General features: G+C 68.0%; 17 protein-coding genes and 1 tRNA gene. 11 read left to right on the top strand and 7 right to left on the bottom strand.

The window, feature by feature from the left end; all coding sequences use genetic code 11:
• Nucleotides 1-7: 7 nt before the first annotated feature.
• Genes AW270_RS03205 through AW270_RS03195 form a run of 3 tightly spaced genes read left to right on the top strand, consistent with a single transcriptional unit; the run spans nucleotide 8 to nucleotide 1,945 of the window.
• Nucleotides 8-382: an ArsR/SmtB family transcription factor gene (locus AW270_RS03205; protein WP_275477742.1), complete on the top strand. Its 375-nt coding sequence runs from the start codon at nucleotides 8-10 to the stop codon at nucleotides 380-382.
• Nucleotides 375-1,322, top strand: a complete 948-nt coding sequence (locus tag AW270_RS03200) for a cation diffusion facilitator family transporter (protein WP_061290443.1) — start codon at nucleotides 375-377, stop codon at nucleotides 1,320-1,322. The genes AW270_RS03205 and AW270_RS03200 overlap by 8 nt, the downstream gene beginning before the upstream one ends.
• A complete protein-coding gene (locus AW270_RS03195) occupies nucleotides 1,319-1,945 on the top strand; it encodes a methyltransferase family protein (RefSeq protein WP_061290441.1) in 627 nt (208 codons plus the stop codon). The genes AW270_RS03200 and AW270_RS03195 overlap by 4 nt, the downstream gene beginning before the upstream one ends.
• On the opposite strand, the gene AW270_RS03190 is transcribed toward AW270_RS03195, so the two are convergent.
• Nucleotides 1,893-2,399 carry a hypothetical protein gene (locus tag AW270_RS03190; protein ID WP_157521652.1) on the bottom strand — a complete coding sequence of 169 codons (507 nt, stop codon included), beginning with the start codon at nucleotides 2,397-2,399 and terminating at the stop codon, nucleotides 1,893-1,895. The genes AW270_RS03195 and AW270_RS03190 overlap by 53 nt on opposite strands.
• A gap of 112 nt (nucleotides 2,400-2,511) precedes the next feature.
• Between AW270_RS03190 and AW270_RS03185 the strand changes: the two genes are divergently transcribed.
• Nucleotides 2,512-3,180 carry a response regulator transcription factor gene (locus tag AW270_RS03185; protein WP_061290438.1) on the top strand — a complete coding sequence of 223 codons (669 nt, stop codon included), beginning with the start codon at nucleotides 2,512-2,514 and terminating at the stop codon, nucleotides 3,178-3,180.
• Nucleotides 3,177-4,421 carry a sensor histidine kinase gene (locus AW270_RS03180; protein WP_061290435.1) on the top strand — a complete coding sequence of 415 codons (1,245 nt, stop codon included), beginning with the start codon at nucleotides 3,177-3,179 and terminating at the stop codon, nucleotides 4,419-4,421. The genes AW270_RS03185 and AW270_RS03180 overlap by 4 nt, the downstream gene beginning before the upstream one ends.
• Here the strand turns inward: AW270_RS03180 and AW270_RS03175 are convergent.
• Nucleotides 4,390-8,502: a HAMP domain-containing protein gene (locus AW270_RS03175; protein WP_439649037.1), complete on the bottom strand. Its 4,113-nt coding sequence runs from the start codon at nucleotides 8,500-8,502 to the stop codon at nucleotides 4,390-4,392. The two genes, AW270_RS03180 and AW270_RS03175, sit on opposite strands and share 32 nt — an antisense overlap.
• A 370-nt stretch (nucleotides 8,503-8,872) precedes the next feature.
• Here AW270_RS03175 and AW270_RS03170 point away from each other — a divergent pair, with 370 nt between their 5' ends.
• From AW270_RS03170 to AW270_RS38410, 6 genes are all read left to right on the top strand, one after another.
• The gene (locus AW270_RS03170) at nucleotides 8,873-9,385 is read left to right on the top strand and encodes a DUF305 domain-containing protein (RefSeq protein ID WP_061290433.1); all 513 of its coding nucleotides are present in this window, start codon (nucleotides 8,873-8,875) and stop codon (nucleotides 9,383-9,385) included.
• Nucleotides 9,386-9,422: 37 nt separating this feature from the next.
• On the top strand, nucleotides 9,423-9,797 hold the full coding sequence (locus tag AW270_RS03165) for an ATP-binding protein (protein ID WP_061290432.1): 375 nt from the start codon (nucleotides 9,423-9,425) through the stop codon (nucleotides 9,795-9,797).
• Between the two features lie 931 nt (nucleotides 9,798-10,728).
• Nucleotides 10,729-10,848: a DLW-39 family protein gene (locus AW270_RS40430; RefSeq protein ID WP_218009074.1), complete on the top strand. Its 120-nt coding sequence runs from the start codon at nucleotides 10,729-10,731 to the stop codon at nucleotides 10,846-10,848.
• Nucleotides 10,849-10,853: 5 nt separating this feature from the next.
• Entirely contained in the window at nucleotides 10,854-11,546 is a 693-nt protein-coding gene (locus AW270_RS03160; protein WP_063819103.1) for an HAD-IA family hydrolase, read from the top strand.
• A 62-nt stretch (nucleotides 11,547-11,608) separates the two neighbouring features.
• A tRNA-Ala gene (locus AW270_RS03155) sits at nucleotides 11,609-11,684 on the top strand.
• A 78-nt stretch (nucleotides 11,685-11,762) separates the two neighbouring features.
• The gene (locus AW270_RS38410) at nucleotides 11,763-12,758 is read left to right on the top strand and encodes a hypothetical protein (protein WP_157521651.1); all 996 of its coding nucleotides are present in this window, start codon (nucleotides 11,763-11,765) and stop codon (nucleotides 12,756-12,758) included.
• Between the two features lie 86 nt (nucleotides 12,759-12,844).
• Here AW270_RS38410 and AW270_RS03150 read toward each other — a convergent pair whose 3' ends face one another.
• The 5 genes from AW270_RS03150 to AW270_RS03130 form a co-directional block, all read right to left on the bottom strand.
• Nucleotides 12,845-14,014, bottom strand: coding sequence for a site-specific integrase (locus AW270_RS03150; RefSeq protein WP_061291408.1), 1,170 nt, complete (start codon nucleotides 14,012-14,014; stop codon nucleotides 12,845-12,847).
• Nucleotides 14,011-14,229 (bottom strand): helix-turn-helix domain-containing protein, encoded by a 219-nt coding sequence (locus AW270_RS03145; RefSeq protein WP_061291409.1) that lies wholly within the window; start codon nucleotides 14,227-14,229, stop codon nucleotides 14,011-14,013. Before AW270_RS03145 ends, AW270_RS03150 begins: the two co-directional genes overlap by 4 nt.
• Before the next feature lie 141 nt (nucleotides 14,230-14,370).
• On the bottom strand, nucleotides 14,371-15,531 hold the full coding sequence (locus AW270_RS03140; RefSeq protein ID WP_157521650.1) for a DUF3631 domain-containing protein: 1,161 nt from the start codon (nucleotides 15,529-15,531) through the stop codon (nucleotides 14,371-14,373).
• Nucleotides 15,532-15,550: 19 nt separating this feature from the next.
• Nucleotides 15,551-16,459 (bottom strand): bifunctional DNA primase/polymerase, encoded by a 909-nt coding sequence (locus AW270_RS03135; RefSeq protein WP_061290430.1) that lies wholly within the window; start codon nucleotides 16,457-16,459, stop codon nucleotides 15,551-15,553.
• A gap of 126 nt (nucleotides 16,460-16,585) precedes the next feature.
• A complete protein-coding gene (locus AW270_RS03130) occupies nucleotides 16,586-16,804 on the bottom strand; it encodes a hypothetical protein (RefSeq protein ID WP_061290427.1) in 219 nt (72 codons plus the stop codon).
• Nucleotides 16,805-16,897: the final 93 nt, after the last annotated feature.

Below are 16,897 nucleotides of genomic sequence, written 5' to 3'. Positions count from 1 at the left end.
TGTGGAAGTGGCACTTGCGCCGGACGCGTGCGTCGACGCCGAACGCGTGGCCCATGTGCGCTCGGTCATGCCCGGCGACGAGCTGGTCGGCGATCTGACCGAGGTGTTCGGGCTGCTGGCCGACCCCGGCCGGCTCCGGTTGATGGCCGCTCTCCTGGAGGGCGGCGAGATGTGCGTGTGCGATCTGGCGGCGGCGACCGGCCAGAGCATGTCGGCCGCCTCCCACGCGTTGCGGCTGCTGCGCACCCACCGGGTGGTGAAGGTGCGCCGGGCGGGCCGGATGGCCTACTACCAACTGGCCGACTCGCATGTGCGCCTGCTGTTCGACCTGGCCATCACCCACATGACCCACGACGGCAAGGAGGGGCGGGCCGGTGAGTGACCATGGACACGGGCATGGCCACGCCGTCTCGCAGGACGCCGACCGGCGCTATCTGAGCGCGGCGCTGGCGCTCATCCTCGCCTTCATGGCCGTCGAGGTGGTCATCGGTTTCGTCGCCGGGTCGCTGGCGCTGATCACCGACGCCGGTCACATGCTGACCGACGCGTTCGCCATCTTCTTCGCCCTCGTGGCCATGCGGATCGCCGCCCGGCCGCCGCGCGGCGGCTTCACCTACGGCCTGAAACGCGCCGAGATCATCTCGGCGCAGCTCAACGGCATCACGCTGCTGCTCCTGGCGGCCTTCTTCCTGTACGAAGGTGTGCGCCGCCTGATCGTCCCGCCCGAGGTCGAAGGGCTCTTCGTCGTCTTCACCGGCCTCGCGGGCATCGTCGTCAACCTGATCGCGACCTGGCTGTTGCGCCGGGCCGACCGGTCACGGCTCAACGTCGAGGGCGCCTACCAGCACATCCTCAACGACCTGTTCGCGTTCGTCGCGACCACGATCGCCGGTCTGGTCGTCTACCTCACCGGCTGGGCCCGCGCCGACGCCGTGGCCGCCCTGGTCGTCGCGCTGCTCATGGTCAAGGCCGGGTGGGGGCTCGTGCGCGACGCCGGGCGGGTGTTCATGGAGGCCGCCCCCGTGGGCCTCAACCCCGCCGAGACCGGGCGCCGGCTGGCCGAGATCGCCGACGTGGTCGAGGTGCACGACCTGCACATCTGGGAGGTCACCTCCGGCTACGCCGCCCTCTCGGCGCACATCCTGGTCAACCCCGGCGCCGACTGCCACGCGGCCCGCCTCGCGGCCGAGAGACTGGTCCGCGAGGCGTACGGGATCGAGCACACCACCCTCCAGGTCGACCACGCCCACCCCGACGTGCTGACCATCGGCGACGACCACTGCGCCGATCCCCACGGGCCCGTGCACCGGAAGGACGCATGAGCCTCGCCGCCTTACTCGTCTACGGCCTGGGGCTGGCGCTGGCGTTCGGCTATCGGAGCTGGGCCCAGTGGTGGGCCACGGGCAGCACCGGCTTCGTCGGCATCCGAGAGCCGGTGCTGCGTCTGGGCTGGTGGGGCGGGGTGCTGTTCATCCTGAGCATCGCCCTCACCGTCGCCGCCCCCGTGCTGGAGCTGACCGGGATCACCCCGGCGGCGCTTTCGCCCATGGCCGTGGGGCTCGTGCTCGCGGTCGCCGGGCTGATCCTCACCCTGGCCGCGCAGACCGCCATGGGCGCCTCATGGCGCGTCGGCGTCGACGCCGGGGAGCGCACCGACCTGGTGACCACCGGGATCTTCGGGCGGGTGCGGAACCCGGTCTTCTCGGCGATGGTCGTGGCCCTGGCCGGGCTGCCGTTGCTGGTGCCGACCTGGGTGTCGGTCGCGGCGCTGGTCTCCTTGGTTGCCGCGGTCGAGATCCAGGTGCGGGTGGTCGAGGAGCCCTATCTGGCCCGCGTCCACGGAACGGCGTTCACCTCTTATACGGCCCGGACGGGTCGGTTCGTGCCGAAGGTCACTCCGACGGCGCGACGGGGCTCTCCGGAGCCGCCGAGTGCACACAGGTGATCTTGACGCCGGTCGGCGACTCGTGGCCTTCGACGGAGAACGAGGGGCCGCTGGGCTGGGCCATCGCGATGTCCGTCTCCCCCGAAGGCAGCGCCGCCACGGGCACCGCGGGCACAGCGGGCACCGCCGCCGTCGCCTCGCCGAGCTCGACCGGACCGCCGGCTTCACCGGGGGCCGGGACGACGATGGTCGCCGATCCGGCCAGCTTGCCCGTCTCGCCGAACTCCGGGGCCGTGGTGATGGTCAGTCCGGGCTTGGCCGGATCCCCCGCTTCCCCGGGTTTGGCGGGCAGCGCCGGGATCGCCTTCGTGAGGGTGACCTCCTTGCCGTCGACGGTGCAACTGACCGTGCCGCCCGGGTCGGGGGCGTCGTCGGTGGCGTTGGCCGCCCCCGTCGCGCCGAAGATCACGGCCAGGGCCAGCAGGCCGGCTGCGGCCAGGCGTCGATGTTTCATGTGGAACATCTCCTTCGTTCGGATGATCGCCACCTTGGCCCGGCGTACCTGAAGCCAGCCTGAAGCACCCGTCTTCAGGTTCGCTTTAGGTGCCTTTTGCCAGGCTGGCCCCATGCGCGTGCTGCTGGTGGAGGACGAACGACGTCTGGCCGACCTGGTGAAGTCGGGCCTGGCCGACGAGGGGTTCGCGGTCGACGTGGCGCACGACGGCGCCGAAGGGCTGTGGCTGGCGGGGGAGCACGACTACGACGCGATCGTGCTCGACGTGATGCTCCCCCGGCTGAGCGGCTACGCCGTCTGCCGCCGCCTCAGGGACGACGGCAACTGGACCCCGATCATGATCCTGACCGCCAAGGACGGCGAGTACGACGAAGCCGAGGCGCTCGACACCGGCGCCGACGACTTCCTGTCCAAGCCGTTCTCCTACGTGGTCCTGCTGGCCCGGCTCCGCGCGCTGGTCCGGCGCGGCGGTTCGGCCCGGCCGGTCGCGCTGACCGTGGGGGACCTGGTGGTCGACCCGGCGGGCTTGCGCTGCCGCCGGGGCGAGGCGGAGATCGCCCTCACGCCCAAGGAGTTCGCCGTGCTGCACGCGCTGGCCAGACGTCCGGGGGAGGTCGTCTCCAAGGCCGACCTGCTGGCCCAGGCGTGGGACTTCGCCTACGACGGCGACCCGAGCATCATCGAGGTCTACATCAGCGCGCTGCGCCGCAAGATCGACGCGCCCTTCGGCCGCACGTCGCTGGTCACCGTCCGGGGCGCCGGTTACCGGCTGGAACCGTGAGCCGCTGGTCGGTGCGCCTGCGCGCCACCGTGACCGTCACCCTCATCGTCGCGGTCGCCCTGGGCGTGGCGTCGGCCGTGCTGATCGGGGTGCTGCGCACCAGCCTGGTCGACGGGACCGCCGACGAGGCGGGGCGGCGGGCCGACCAGATCACCACGCTGATCGCCGCGCCCGGTGCGCCCCTGCGCGGCGAGACGGGCCGCTCCTTCACCATCAGCGATCCCGACGTGCTGGTGACGAAGGCCGACCCCGCGCTGCCCGCCGGAATGGTCAGCACCGGCGACGGCTATGTCACCGCCACCCGGGCGCTCGACGCCGGCACCACGGTGGCGGTCCGGGCCTCGCTCGCGCCGACCCAGCTCGCGCTCCAGACGCTGACCTGGGTGCTGATCGTCGGGATTCCGCTGCTGCTGGCCATGGTGGCGGGGCTGACCTGGTTCTCGGTCGGCCGGGCGCTCGCGCCGGTGTCGGCGATCCGCGCCAAGCTGGCCGACATCACCGCCCGCGACCTGCACCAGCGGGTCCCCGAACCGCACGCCCGCGACGAGATCGCGGCGCTGGCCAAGACCGTCAACGGCACCCTCGACCGCCTGGAAACCGCCGTCGACCTGCACAAACGCTTCGTCGCCGACGCCGCCCACGAACTGCGCAGCCCGATCGCGACGCTGCGCACCCGCCTCGAACTCGGGCAGCGCGCGGCCCCGGCGCTGGCCGGGGAGTCGCTGACCGACGTCACCCGGCTGCAGTCGCTCGCCGCCGACCTGCTGGTTCTGGCCCGGCTCGACGCCGGGGAGCCGCTGCGCCTCCAGGAGGTCGACCTGGGGCAGCTCGCGACGGAGGAGGCGCTGCGCGTTCCCGTGCCGACGAATCTGGACATCGCCCCCGGCGTGGTGGTGCGCGGCTCCCCCGCGCAGCTCACCCGGGTCATCACGAACCTGCTGGTCAACGCGGCCCGGCACTGCGAAAAGGCCGTCTCTGTACGGGTCGCGCCAGGCCCCCTCCTCGAAGTGCTCGACGACGGGCCGGGCATCCCGGCCGAACACCGGGAGACCGTCTTCCACCGGTTCACCCGCCTCGACGAGGCCCGCGACCGCGACGCGGGCGGGGCCGGGCTCGGGCTGGCCATCGCCCGCGAGATCGTGACCGCCCACGGCGGGACGCTCACGATCGAGGACAGCCCGCGCGGCGCGCTGTTCCGGCTGACCCTTCCTAGTACTCCAGCCACTGCTGCATGCGGGTGATCAGCTCCTCGGCGTCGACGGGCTTGGTGACGTAGTCGCTCGCGCCCGCCGACAGCGTCTTCTCGCGGTCGCCGTGCATGGCCTTGGCGGTGACGGCGATGATCGGCAGGTGCGCGAAGCGCGGCATCTTGCGGATGGCCGCCGTGGCGGCGTAGCCGTCCATCTCGGGCATCATGATGTCCATCAGGACGAGGTCGACGTCCTCGTGGCGGCTCAGCACCTCGATGCCCTTGCGGCCGTTCTCCGCGTACAGGACCTGCATCCCGTGGAGTTCCAGGATGTTGGTCAGCGCGAAGACGTTGCGGACGTCGTCGTCGATCACCAGCACCTTCCGGCCGACCAGGCCGGTGTCGACGTTGTCCACAGCCTGTGGACGCTCGTCGGGGCTCGCCTCCACGAGCGGCAGCACCGCGCCCGGGTCCTGCGCGGTCAGGTGGAGAGTGATGCGTTCGCGCAGTTCGTCGAGGCTGGGCAGGCGCTCCAGCGGCTGGGTGTTCGACCGGCCCTGGAGCAGGTTCTCCTGCGGGCGGGTGAGCGTGCGGGTGTGGTGGGCCAGGATCGGGATCTCCCGCAGGGCGTGGTGTTCGTCGAGGCGGCGCAGGAACTCGGCGGCGGCGTCCTGCGGCATGCCCAGGTCGAGCACGATGCACTGGTAGCCGCCCTGCATCAGCGCGGTCATCGCCGAGTCGGGGTCGTTGGCGGTGGACACCCAGACCGGGCCGTGGGACTCGCCCAGGTCGGCGACCACCGACTCGGCGAGCTGGGCCAGCAGCCCGTTCGGCCGCGACTCGACCACCAGCAGGTGGCGGCCCTCGCGGGTCAGCGGGATCTGCACGATCCGGCGCGGCGGGTCGAGGCGCGGCGGCTGGCTCATCGGGAGCGCCTCCGCCAGCGGGATGTACAGGCTGAACGTGGACCCCTCGCCCAGCCTGCTGACCGCCCTGATCTCGCCGTCGAGCAGCGCCGCGATCTCCCGGCTGATCGACAGGCCGAGGCCGGTGCCGCCGTAGCGCCGGCTCGTGGTGCCGTCGGCCTGCTGGAAGGCGTCGAAGATCTGCGACAGGTTGCCCTCGGCGATCCCGATGCCGGTGTCGACGACGTGGAAGGCGAGCACGTCGTCCTGCGGCCGCTCGATCCGGAGCTCCACCGAGCCGCGTTCGGTGAACTTGACCGCGTTCGACAGCAGGTTCCTGAGCACCTGGCGGAGGCGCTGCTCGTCCATGAGGAGCTGCAGCGGCACGTCGGGCGCCACGACCACGTCGAAGCGCAGCCCCTTCTCCGTGGTCAGCGGCCGGAAGGTCGCCTCGACGTAGTCGAGGAGCTGCCGCAGCGGCATCGACTCCAGCGTGATGTTCATCTTGCCGGCCTCGATCTTCGACAGGTCGAGGATGTCGTTGATGAGCTGGAGCAGGTCGGTGCCGGCCGAGTGGATGACGTTGGCGTACTCGACCTGCTTGGCAGTGAGGTTGCGGGCCGGGTTCTGCGCCAGCAGCTGAGCCAGGATGAGCAGCGAGTTCAGGGGTGTGCGCAGCTCGTGGCTCATGTTGGCGAGGAACTCGCTCTTGTACTTGGACGCCAGCGCGAGCTGCTGGGCGCGGTCTTCGAGTTCCTGGCGGGCCTGCTCGATCTCGCTGTTCTTCGTCTCGATGTCGCGGTTCTGCTGGGCCAGCAGCTCGGCCTTCTCCTCCAGCTCGGCGTTGGAGTCCTGGAGCTCCTCCTGCCGGACCTGGAGCTCGGTGGCCAATCGCTGCGACTCGACCAGCAGGGCGTCGGTTCTGGCGTTGGCGACGATCGTGTTGACGTTCACGCCGATGGTCTCGACGAGCTGGCTCAGGAAGGTGCGGTGGATCTGGGTGAAGCGGTTGAGGCTGGCCAGCTCGATCACACCGAGGACCTGGTCTTCGACCACGATGGGCAGCACGATCAGGTTGACCGGCCCGGCCGCGCCGAGGCTGGAGGAGATCGTCAGGTAGCCGGGGGCGATGTCCTCGACCAGGATCGTCTCCCTCGCCGCGGCGGCCTGGCCGACGAGCGACTCGCCGAACTCGTAGCGGCGGTCGTGGTCGCGGTGGCCGTAGCTGCCGACCACCTGGAGGGTGCCGGTCTCCTCGACCAGGAGGAAGGTGCCGTATTGGGCGTTGACCAGCGGGGCCAGTTCGTTCATGACCAGCTCGGCGACCACGGCCACGTCGCGGTGGCCCTGGGTGAGGCCGGAGATGCCGGCCAGGTTGGTCTTCAGCCAGTCCTGCTGCTTGTTGGCCAGGGTCGTCTCGCGGAGCGACTTCACCATCGAGTTGATGTTGTCCTTCAGCTCGGCGACCTCGCCGGAGGCGTCGACGGTGATCGACCGGGCCAAGTCTCCCGAGGTCACCGCGCTGGTCACCTCGGCGATGGCCCGCACCTGGCGGGTCAGGTTCCCGGCCAGCTCGTTGACGTTCTCGGTGAGGCGCTTCCACGTGCCGGACACGCCCTCGACCTCGGCCTGGCCGCCGAGCCGGCCTTCCGAACCGACCTCGCGGGCGACTCGGGTGACCTCGGCGGCGAAGCTGGAGAGCTGGTCGACCATCGTGTTGATGGTGGTCTTCAGCTCCAGGATCTCGCCGCGCGCGTCGACGTCGATCTTCCTGGTCAGATCGCCCTGGGCCACCGCCGTGGTGACCTGGGCGATGTTCCGCACCTGGTTGGTCAGGTTGTTGGCCATCGAGTTGACGTTGTCAGTGAGGTCCTTCCAGGTCCCGGCCACGTTGGGCACCCGGGCCTGGCCGCCGAGCTGGCCCTCGGTGCCGACCTCGCGGGCGACCCGGGTCACCTCGTCGGCGAACGCGCTCAGCGTGTCGACCATCGTGTTCAGCGTCGAGGCCAGCGCGGCGACCTCGCCCTTGGCGTCGATGGTGATCTTCTGGCTGAGGTCGCCGCGGGCCACCGCCGTCGAGACCTGGGCGATCGAGCGGACCTGGCTGGTCAGGTTGGAGGCCATGACGTTGACGTTGTCGGTGAGGTCCTTCCAGGTGCCCGACACGCCCCGCACGGTGGCCTGGCCGCCCAGGTTCCCCTCGGTGCCCACCTCTCGGGCGACTCGGGTCACCTCGTCGGCGAAGGCGCTGAGCTGGTCGACCATCGTGTTGATGGTCTCCTTCAGCTCCATGATCTCGCCGCGGGCGTCCACCCGGATCTTCTGCGTCAGGTCGCCCTTGGCGACCGCCGTGGTGACCTCGGCGATGGAGCGGACCTGGGCGGTCAGGTTGTCGGCCATGACGTTGACCGACTCGGTGAGCGCCTTCCAGGTGCCGGAGACGCCCTTCACGTCGGCCTGGCCGCCGAGCCGACCCTCGGTGCCCACTTCCCGGGCCACGCGGGTGACCTCGTCGGCGAAGCTGGAGAGCTGGTCGACCATCGTGTTCAGGGTGTTCTTGAGTTCCAGGATCTCGCCGCGCGCACTCACGGTGATCTTCTGGGAGAGGTCGCCCCGGGCGACGGCGGTGGCCACCTGGGAGATGTTGCGGACCTGGTCGGTGAGGTTGCCGGCCATGTAGTTGACCGAGTCGGTGAGGTCGCGCCAGGTGCCGGAGACGCCCTTCACGTCGGCCTGGCCGCCCAGCCGTCCGTCGGTGCCGACCTCGCGGGCGACTCGGGTGACTTCGTCGGCGAAGCTGGAGAGCTGGTCGACCATCGTGTTGATGGTGTTCTTCAGTTCCAGGATCTCGCCCCGGGCGTCCACAGTGATCTTCTGCGACAGGTCGCCCTTGGCGACCGCCGTGGTGACCTGGGCGATGGAGCGCACCTGGTCGGTGAGGTTGCCGGCCATGAAGTTGACCGAGTCGGTGAGGTCGCGCCAGGTGCCCGACACGCCCTTCACGTCGGCCTGGCCGCCCAGCCGTCCGTCGGTGCCGACCTCGCGGGCGACTCGGGTGACTTCGTCGGCGAAGCTGGAGAGCTGGTCGACCATCGTGTTCAGGGTGTTCTTCAGCTCCAGGATCTCGCCCCGGACGTCCACAGTGATCTTCCGGCTCAGGTCGCCCTTCGCCACCGCCGTGGCCACCTGGGCGATGTCACGCACCTGGTCGGTCAAGTTGCCGGCCATCGCGTTGACGGAGTCGGTGAGGTCCTTCCACGTGCCCGAGACGCCCGGCACGTCGGCCTGACCGCCCAGCTGGCCCTCGGTGCCGACCTCGCGGGCGACCCGGGTCACCTCGCTGGTGAACAGGGAGAGCTGGTCGACCATGCCGTTGAAGACGGTCGCGATCTCCTTGAGCAGGCCGTCGTCGCCGTCATTGGGGAGGCGGGTGCCGAAGTCGCCGTCGCGGACCGCTGTCAGACCGGCGAGAAGCTGACGGAGATCGAGTTCCCGTTCACGCTTGATCGTGTCCACGCCAACTCCATTGTTCTGCCCTGATGGTGTTTTCCACCGTAGAACCTGAACCTAGCCGGGTCATCCTGCGTACCTCCGGCTGATGAGCGCGATTCGGCTGTTCGCGACCAGTCTCGTGCTGACGCTGGTCGTTGCCTGTTCCGGTGGGGATCCGGCAGATCCCGACGTGCGTTTTTCCCTGGAGATGATTCCCCAGTATCGGCAGACGGTGCAGTTGGCCGAGATGGCGCAGGGAAGGGCGTACAGCGACTGGGTCAAAGCGACCTCGGTCGAGATCAGGTCGCAGGGCCGCGCGGACCTGCAGGCGATGACGAACTGGCTGTCGATGTGGGAGGTGGCCGCGCCTCCCCCCGGCGCCCGCCCCATCGGGCCGGGGAACATCACCGACGCGGAATTCGCCAAACTGCGCGACCTCACCGGCGAGGCGTTCGACCGAACCTGGTTCGGCCTGATGTCACGCCATTTGGGCGCCGGAATGACGACGTCCCGGGTGGTTCTGGCCGTGGGCGACCACTCGCCGACGGCGGACCTCGCCCGTCGCCTGGTCCGTGATCAGGAGGAAATGGTCGCCGAGATCGAGCGTCAGCTGGCCTAGGGTTAGGTGTCAGTCGACATCCTGGGAGGCGAAGCCTGTGACCGGCGACCTCCTGCTCTCCCTCGAACTCGACCAGATGACCGTGCCCGAGGTTCGGCGCTCCGTCCACGACTGCGCTCAGGCGGCGGGACTGTCCGGGCTGGGGCTCGACGACTACGTGCTCGCCGTCCACGAGGCCGTGACCAACGCGGTGCGCTACGCGCAGTCGCCGCGGGTGCTCCGGCTGTGGCTCGAAGGGGCACGGGTGCTGTGCGAGGTGTCCGACGGAGGGCCGGGGATAGCGGTCGGGCCGACGACGACGCCTACGGGCGGGCGCGGGCTGTGGCTGATGCACCGGCTGACGACGATCGTGGTGAGCACGGCTCCCGGGGGGACGACGGTGCGTCTGAGCGCCGGGGTCCCGCAGCTCTGAACTGCTCGCGGTGCTGACCTGGCTGCGGTTGCTTGATGAGAGGTGCTGCGGGCTGTTTGACCGGTGTTCCGGCATGTGGGCGAGGCCAAAGCCGACAGCGGGCGCTGGGGATGTCACGGGCCGGGGCGTTCATTCCGATAGCTGGGACCTGAGCGAGGCCTTGGAATCGGGCCGAGTTGCCAGAGGGGATTTCTGGGCGTTTTGGTGGTGATGTCGTACAGAGAATGGTGTCTGACGAGGAATGAAAGCGCCTGATGTGCGGCGCGGGGGTCTGCAGCGCCTGTCGGCGGACTGAGGTTGCGAGCGGCGTCGGACGCCCAGATCGGTCAGGCGGTGGGGCGGCGACGGATCTGAGGTCTTGGGCGGGTAGAGGTGTGGGGTGCCCGGGGCGGCGACGGGCCTGGAGTTCTGGACGGGTGGCGGTGCCGGAGGTGTGGGGTGCCGGGGTGGCGACGGGCCTGGAGTTCTGGGCGGGTGGCGGTGCCGGAGGTGTGGGGTGCCGGGGTGGCGACGGGCCTGGAGTTCTGGGCGGGTGGCGGTGCCGGAGGTGTGGGGTGCCGGGGTGGCGACGGGCCTGAAGTCTTGGGCGGGCGGCGATGCCGGAGGCGTCGGGTGCCAGGGCGGCCACGGACCTGGAGCCATGGGCGGTAGGGCATTGACCGACAAGACATGGTGGGCGTCGGCGGGCCAGGCGTGGTGGGTGGCGGGGTGATTCGTGGGGCTTCGGGGGAGTGCAGTGCGGCTGACGCGGGGGTTGGTGCGGGGCTAAGCTCGTTGCTCACCTGGGGTCTCGTCTCTTTCGCTGATAGCGGAGCCCTCCTCGGTACGGCTTTCGCGGCGAAAATCCCCAGGGGGATAAAGTGTTGTATTCGGCGCGCGGCCCGGGGGCGGAACCGGGCGTTTGTCACACCCGGGAAATGGGGTCATCACTATGAAGAAGCTGCTCCTTCTTGCAGTCGTTGCCGTTGTCGGCTTGCTGTTCTGGCGCAAGGTCCAGGCCGATCGGGCCGAGCTCGACCTGTGGACCGAGGCGACCGGCAGCGAGAACTGATCTTCGTGATCAAGTTGGCCTGCCTCGACCTGGCGGGCACCACGATCGGCGACGTCGCCCTGGTCGAACGGGCGTTCGCCGAGTCGATCGCGACACAGGGGATCGTCCCCGGGACCAGCGCCTACGCACGCGCGATGGTGCATGTGCACCGGTCCCGGGGATGCCCCAAGATCGACGTTTTCCGGGGGATCTTCCCCGACAACGAGGCGCAGGCTCAGGCCGCCAACCTGACCTTCGAGCACTCCTTCGAGGGGTCGATCGAGCGCGCCGGCGTCACGCCGCTCGCGGGGACGGTCGAGGCACTGGAGAAGCTGCGCGGCGCCGGGATCAAGATCGCCCTCGTCACCGGGTTCTCCCGGGGGACCATGGGGCGCGTGCTGGGCGCGCTGGGCTGGTACGACAAGGTCGACCTCGCCCTGTCGCCCGAGGACTGCAACCGCGGTCGGCCCTACCCGGACATGATCCTCACGGCGGTGATGAAGCTGGGCATCGAAGATGTCCGCGAGGTCGCCGTCGCCGGGGACACCGAGAGCGACATGGTGTCGGCCCGGCGTGCGGGAGCCTCCGTGGTGGCCGGGGTGCTGACCGGCGTCCACAGCCGAGACCGGCTGGCCGCCGGGGGCGCGACGCACATTCTGGAGTCGATCGCCGATTTCCCCGCTGTCGTGATGGGGAGCGATGTGCCCGCCGTCCGGTGAGTGGCGGGCAGGTTGAGATCCTTGCTACGGTGTAGCGACGTCTGCTCGGAGCGGGCGTCAACGGGGCCTTAGCTCAGCTGGCAGAGCGCCTGCTTTGCAAGCAGGATGTCAGGAGTTCGAATCTCCTAGGCTCCACCAGCCAAAACGCCCCGTTACCGATCAAGGTAGCGGGGCGTAGGTGACTAACTGAGTGACTATCCCCTGAACGACCAAGTGATGACGTTCATCGAGCACTCGTGCCATCTTGCGCTTGCTCCTGTAGTCAGTCGCCCTCTGCCTAGGCACGCACGGCTTAACGATTGCTCAGAGGCTGATGAAGGCCATCGCGTAGAAGGCGATGAAGATCACATGACGCTTAATATTTCCGTCGCCACACGAGCCCTTGCTGTTCAAACTTCAGATTTTCGCCTGACGTACGCTGGCACTGCACAGATCCGTAGCAGCTCCGCGCAAAAGCAAGTGGTACTTCACTATCGGGACTGGTCGGGGCTGCTTTGCTATACGGGCATCGCTGAAGCGGGCAACCACAATACGGCAGAATGGCTCGGGCGAGTACTTTCTCATAAGCCGGGAAATCGGTCTATGAAGGAAGTGGTTGATCAGATACAAAGCAAAGGGAGTGTCTGGCTAAAACGAATTTCGGCAAGTCAGAGACATCACACATTTACGCTTCTTGCTTACAGTAATCAGATCCCGCATATATATACGATTTCAAACTTTCAGAGCCTCCGAGGTCCGGATCTGCCTGTACCGGCCGATCAGTTATTCGTCAGCCATGTGCGAATAAGAGGTGTCGAGTGCTTTGTTACTGGACAAAAGAGCGCTACAGATGAGGACGAGATAGCTGACTTGGCGGATGAGATGTCGAGGCGTCGAACACCAAAGGCGCTCCGCGCGCATGCTGCCAATGTAAGCCGCAAGGCCGCAATGAGATCCCAAGATCTCGTTAGCGAATCTTGTGTTTCATCTCACATGCTTCCGGACGGTTCCGGAGAGGCTCAAGTATTCGGGAACATCGACGACGTCTTTATTCCGTCCTTGATTGTCAACGGAATGGACACAGCGCCAGTCGGGCCGGAGGCCCTAAAGCAATCCGGACTACCCACGAAAGCGAGAATGGTGGGTGCGACGTGGAGCAAGAACAATCAAGCGGCTGTCATGCTAGTGGCCCTTCGCCCGCTAGCCAACCAAGTAGGTTCGGGCTGGGAATAATCTAGAATTCCGACGATTAAAACTAACGCCCCGCTACCGGATATGGCAACGGGGCGTTGGCGAATTTTGCATTGTTATCTCTTGGCTTAGCTTCGGAAGATGACATCCATGGCCGTCGCGCCTTCCTGCATGACAGGGCGGATTTGGTGACGGTACACGGTCTCTGTAACCACAGTGTTAGCGTGACCTACTAGGCGCGAGATGTCTTCGATGGGGACGCCTGAGTCTGAGAGCAGCGACACGAAGCTGTGTCGCAGTTCCTTCGGAGTCCACGCATCGCCGTCGAGTCCGGCCGCGTTGACCACCTTCCTGAAGTCACGGCGGACGTTTCCAGCGCTGAGAGCTGTTCCATTCTGGGTGCGGAACACTAATTCCGCGTTGGGCTGCTGACGGTCGTTATCCTGTGATTCCCATAGCGCGTGTAATGCTCGCGCACACCGCTGAGGGAGCTTGAGAGTCCGGCGGGATTTCGCCGTCTTGGTGTCGCCCTTTCGCCGAACCGAACGCCATACATACATGGCGAACTCTCCATGCCCCCATCCCGCGTCCCCGACCGGGCGCCATGCCTTGTGCTCCTTGTCGAAGGTTACGACGTGGGGCCACGTAAGGGCTCGCAATTCTTCTGTTCGAGCGCCCGTGAGTAGCGACAGGACGATATAGGCACACATACGTACGTGGGCTTGCTCGGTTGCTGCCAGCAGAGCGCTAGCCTGATCGAGCGTGAACGCCTTTGACGGGCGCCCTACACGTCCCTCGGGCACCTCGCAGAGGTCCACGACGTTCCGTTTGACCTTGTCGCGCCGCATCGCGTTCTTTACGGCTCGATTCAGGATCGAATGAAGCATCTTGAGGGTTCGCGTGCTTAGGCTAGCCGATTTGTCCGCTAGCCATTTGTCCACGTCTTCGACTGACAGGTCTCGGAGTTTCCTCGCGCCTAAGGCAGAGATGATGTGGTTCTCCGCGAACTCCGTGTAGAGGGTGACCGTTCGCGGGTCACGGCCTTTAAGCCCGTGAGTAAGCCAGTATTTCACGGTGTCGGCAACGGTGTAGTTGTGTGAGTTGGCGGTGAGTCCATCCTCGTAATCCTTGATTATCGCCTTCAGTTTTTCCCGCGCTTTCGTCTTGTCCTTGTCGCTGGCCTTCTTGACGATGCGCTTTCCGGCCGGGGTATAGCCGACCGTCACGGTAGCGATCCAGCGCTCGCGGACGGGGTCCCAATGGAGCCCGCCGTCTCCTCTGCTCCTGCGTTTGGTCACGCGGCCTCCTTTGCTTCGGTCTCCAAGAGGGCGATGTACTCGCGGATGGCCTTCGCGGGTACGAGTCGCAAACGTCCTTGACGGACGGAGCGCAGTCGCGCGCTCCGCAACTGCTCGTAGACGCTGCTGCGGCTGAGCTTGAGCAGGCGCATGACATCGGGGATGCGGTACAGCTCTAGGTCGTCGGAATGGGGCTTGCTCTGTCCGGGGTTCATGGCGGTTCTCCACGATTTTGAGAGCAGGCGTGTCAGGTTTGAGGGGGGTAGCCGTAACAGCCGTACCAGGCTTGTTTTTGCAGGTCAGGCCCGGTACGGCTTTTTTGGTGGTACGGCTTGTGCCGTACCACCGGAAAAGCCTCATCCCCTCTGAGCTGCGATGTTGAGGCTGGTACGACCGGGACGGCTTCCCCGGTCCAGGGGGATGAGTGCGGCCCGTTCGGCGGTCTCGATCTCGGGGCAGTAGCGCTGCCAGGCGTCGGCGAAGTCGGCCCGCTGGTAGCCCTTCGCCTGTCCGGTTGGGGGCGGGAAACGGATGGTGGTGGAGCGGATGTCGTACTCGCGCAGCAGGACGCCCAGCTTCATGGCGGTCAGCCCGGCGGGGCCGTAGTCGACCCACGGGGATTCGGGGTCGTCCTTGAGCCGCTCCAGCAGGACGGCGGTCGGGAGAGCGGTGTCGGTGCCGAACGCGGTCCGGCAGTCGGCCAGCAGGCGGATACGCGGTGAGGGCTGGCCGTTGTCGTCGGCCTCGGCGGTCAGCGCGAGTACGGCCTGCCGGGCGCGGTCGGGCCAGTGGCCGCCAGCGAAGTCGGCCACGACCACCAGGGACTCCCAGGTGTCGGCGGCCCGGTCTTCGACCGGCATGGGCGGTTCGGCCTGTTCCAGCGCGGCCAGGTCGGCGCGCAGCCAGGCCGCGATGTCCTCAGCCAGCTGGCGCAGCGGCGGGCGGTCGCGGCGGTGACGATAGGGGGCGACGGTCTCACCGGTCAGGCGCCGGCGCATGCGGACCACGACCGCGCGGTCTTCGATGGTGTCGGGCATCGCTCCGATGCCCGCCAGAGCCGCCATGCAGAAGGTCGGAATGGACTCGACACGGCCGGTCGTGGCGTCGTACCTCTTGGCCGGGCGGTTGCGCTGGTGCCCGGCGTTGAGCAGCCCGCGAAGGTCCTCGTTCCCGTCGCTTTTGGGGCCGAAGATGGTGTCGGCCTCATCGACCAGCATGGTGGGCGGGTCGCTGCTGATGGAGCGGTAGACCGCCGCGCTGCTGCTGTTGACCGTGATGAACGGGTCGTGGCAGGTGGCTTCCACGATGTCCAGCAGCCGGGATTTCCCGCACCGCTTCTCGGGAGCGCGGATGACCAGCCGGGGCGCGTGAGCCCACGCGGGTTGGGCGTGCGTGGCCGCGACCCAGAGCGTGACGGCGTTGGCGGCGTGTTCGCTGGGCAGGATGACGTAGCGGGTCAGCGCGGCGCGCAGTTCGTCGAGTAGGTCAGCGCCGCTTGCGGGTGGTGACGTGGTCATGTGGATCTCTCTCTGTAGCTCATGCGGCCAGGGCGCGGGGTCGTCGGGCACCGTTCTTGAGTCCGGACGCGATGGTGAGGCGGGTCTCGGACGGGGTGAGCCCGGCGTCCACCCCTCCCTGTCCAAGCAGGTCTTTGACCTCCTGTTCGTCCAGCGCCCCGCCCGCCACCAGTTGCCCGAGAGCGGTCGCGGCCAGGTAGAGGGTGCGATTGCGCTGCCCGAGGGGCGCGGCGGCCAGCTTGGCGAGTTCTCCGTTGATAGCGGCGTGCAGGAACGCGCCGCGCCGGTCACGGGGCAGCTCCAGCCGGAGGGGCGTGGCGGCCTGCCGTGGCGGGGTTGAAAGGCGCTTGGACAGCCAGGGGGGCAGCGGGGCCGGGGCCGCGTTGTAGACGACCTCATAGGGTCCGGTGCCGTCAGGCAGGTCGACGAAGCTGCCGGGGGCGACGACATAGCCGCCGGCCGCGCGGGTGTCGATCAGCCAGCCCAGCCCGTTGCCCTTGTCTCCCTCGGTGTTGCGCAGCTCGGGGCCATCTGGCGGCGCGGCGTAGTAGAGGTGGATTCCGCCGCGACGGGTGCTGACCTGGAAGGTTTCCCACGTAGGGAAGGGCTGTCCGGCGCGTTCGCAGACCAGCGCCATGGCGTCGGCCCCGTCAGTGACGCCCGGCAGGTCAAAGGGTGGCGGGGGCGAAGCCCCCTCCTTCTGCTTGGGCTTGTCCAGGTCCAGCACCACCAGCCGGGAGGGGCCGCATGCGATGCCGATGTTGAACGGCTTGGACCACCAGCGGCGGATGACCTCGGGGTCGGTGGTCGCGCGTTCTTCCCACCGGTCGAACCTTTGGGGTGGCACCTTCCCGCCGACGACGAGGGGGAAGACGTGCCAGCCTCGGGCGGCGGCGGCCAGGGCGTAGCGGGTGAGGTCAGGAGACATCGCTGTTCTCCTCCTTGCGGAGCACTGCGGGAGCGTGCTCCGCACACCGGGGGCCGCACGGGTAGGGCCGGGTGGGACGTTTCCCGCACGGCCCCGAACCGTAGTTGCAGGGGCCCAGTAGTCCACTCACGTTTCCTTCCGGGCGTCGTCGGCGGTCAGGCATGGGGGAGTGGGCTGGCCGTTGTAGTTGTCGCGGGTCGTGCCGTCGGGCAGATGCCATTCGGTCCACCAGCGGCGGCCGTACGGGGAAGGGCGCTTCTGCGCTCGCGTCCCGCAGTGCTGGCAGGTGGCGTGGTTCTTGTCGTGATGGGTCCAGCGATGCCGCCGACCGGTTGCGGCGTTCATGGGTGTCTCCTTGATCGCGTGACACGCGCGGGTGTCACGGAAAGGGGTGGGGGATGGGTGTTACAGGTCAGGGGCGGTGTGACGCTGTGACAG

The organism is Herbidospora cretacea, assembly GCF_001570605.1.
In the GTDB taxonomy this organism is placed as follows: Bacteria; Actinomycetota; Actinomycetes; order Streptosporangiales; family Streptosporangiaceae; genus Herbidospora; species Herbidospora cretacea.
Note: the sequence above shows the minus strand (reverse complement) of the source record. Positions and strands in the feature narration are given on the sequence as shown.

What these genes read in the sequence shown, in the direction of transcription:
- AW270_RS03135 (WP_061290430.1), bottom strand. Translation starts at nt 16,459, where the DNA reads ATGTCTCCTGACCTCACCCGCTACGCCCTGGCCGCCGCCGCCCGAGGC.
- AW270_RS03130 (WP_061290427.1), bottom strand. Translation starts at nt 16,804, where the DNA reads ATGAACGCCGCAACCGGTCGGCGGCATCGCTGGACCCATCACGACAAG.
- AW270_RS03185 (WP_061290438.1), top strand. Translation starts at nt 2,512, where the DNA reads ATGCGCGTGCTGCTGGTGGAGGACGAACGACGTCTGGCCGACCTGGTG.
- AW270_RS03195 (WP_061290441.1), top strand. Translation starts at nt 1,319, where the DNA reads ATGAGCCTCGCCGCCTTACTCGTCTACGGCCTGGGGCTGGCGCTGGCG.
- AW270_RS40430 (WP_218009074.1), top strand. Translation starts at nt 10,729, where the DNA reads ATGAAGAAGCTGCTCCTTCTTGCAGTCGTTGCCGTTGTCGGCTTGCTG.
- AW270_RS38410 (WP_157521651.1), top strand. Translation starts at nt 11,763, where the DNA reads ATGACGTTCATCGAGCACTCGTGCCATCTTGCGCTTGCTCCTGTAGTC.
- AW270_RS03170 (WP_061290433.1), top strand. Translation starts at nt 8,873, where the DNA reads ATGAGCGCGATTCGGCTGTTCGCGACCAGTCTCGTGCTGACGCTGGTC.
- AW270_RS03190 (WP_157521652.1), bottom strand. Translation starts at nt 2,399, where the DNA reads ATGAAACATCGACGCCTGGCCGCAGCCGGCCTGCTGGCCCTGGCCGTG.
- AW270_RS03140 (WP_157521650.1), bottom strand. Translation starts at nt 15,531, where the DNA reads ATGACCACGTCACCACCCGCAAGCGGCGCTGACCTACTCGACGAACTG.
- AW270_RS03145 (WP_061291409.1), bottom strand. Translation starts at nt 14,229, where the DNA reads ATGAACCCCGGACAGAGCAAGCCCCATTCCGACGACCTAGAGCTGTAC.
- AW270_RS03175 (WP_439649037.1), bottom strand. Translation starts at nt 8,502, where the DNA reads ATGGCCGGCAACTTGACCGACCAGGTGCGTGACATCGCCCAGGTGGCC.